We start from the raw sequence: 869 nt of genomic DNA on the forward strand, positions 1-869 counted from the left end.
ACCGTGTGGGCGGAAGAGGCGGCCTACCGCGCGGCGCTGGCGCACACCGCCTCGGCCGGCTTCGGCGCCCGCGGCGGAAGGCTCGTGCAGGCGACGGCATTCGGGCTCTCGCACATCCCGGATGCCCGCGCGGCCGGCGAGCCGGTGCTGGGCACCTTGCTGGTCACCGGCGCCGCGGGGTGGCTGTTCGGCTGGCTGGCCGACCGCTCCGGCAGCCTCGCCGCGCCCCTGCTGGCGCACCTGGCGATCAACGAGGCGGGCGCGGTCGCCGCCCTGACCGCGCGCCGCCTTACGGGTTGATGGTGTAGTCGCCCAGCTGCCGGCCCCAGACGTGCTCGACCAGCAGCGGCGACCCGAGCTCGAAGTGGTTGTAGGGGGCCATGCTCGCGCCGGTGTCCATGACGAGGAACGGGGCGGGCCACAGCTGCCGGGTGATCGTCTGCCAGCACCCCGGCCGCCCCCCGGGCCCGCCGCGGGCGTTGGTGCGGGGCAGGTTCTCCGGCCAGATGTAGGGGTTCGGTGCGCCCGTGACGGCGCCCGAGGCGTGGGCGCCCAGTGCGTAGCCGTTGTCGCCGAGGGCGTTGTGGATGCGCGGGCCGACCTCGGCGAAGTTGCGGATGGTGCAGAAGATTTCGGGGCTGTAGGCGTCGAGCAGTTCGCTGCTCGCCAGCAGGTCGGTCGCGCCGCGCTGCAAGAAGGGGCCGCCCCGGGTGACGACGTCGGCGCCGGTGTTGCCGACGCCGGCGGCCGCCAGCAGCGCGGCGTCGAGCTCGCGCCGCTGACCATCGACGGTGCGGGCCGTGGTCACCGCGTGATTGAGCGCGTCCACGAGGTCCGGCGCGGCCCGCGCGTATGTGTCGCCCAGGGCG

At 75.1% G+C, this 869-nt stretch carries 2 protein-coding genes; one reads left to right on the top strand and one right to left on the bottom strand.

Annotation, left to right across the window (positions count from 1 at the left end):
- Nucleotides 1-300 (top strand): CPBP family intramembrane glutamic endopeptidase (locus A5714_RS00065; RefSeq protein WP_156747100.1); only part of this gene is annotated, 300 nt, incomplete at its 5' end.
- On the opposite strand, the gene A5714_RS00070 is transcribed toward A5714_RS00065, so the two are convergent.
- The coding region (locus A5714_RS00070; protein ID WP_197513482.1) for an MCE family protein at nucleotides 290-869 on the bottom strand (580 nt) is incomplete at its 5' end. The genes A5714_RS00065 and A5714_RS00070 overlap by 11 nt on opposite strands.

The sequence above is a fragment of the Mycobacterium sp. E2462 genome (assembly GCF_001672685.1).
Lineage (GTDB): Bacteria > Actinomycetota > Actinomycetes > Mycobacteriales > Mycobacteriaceae > Mycobacterium.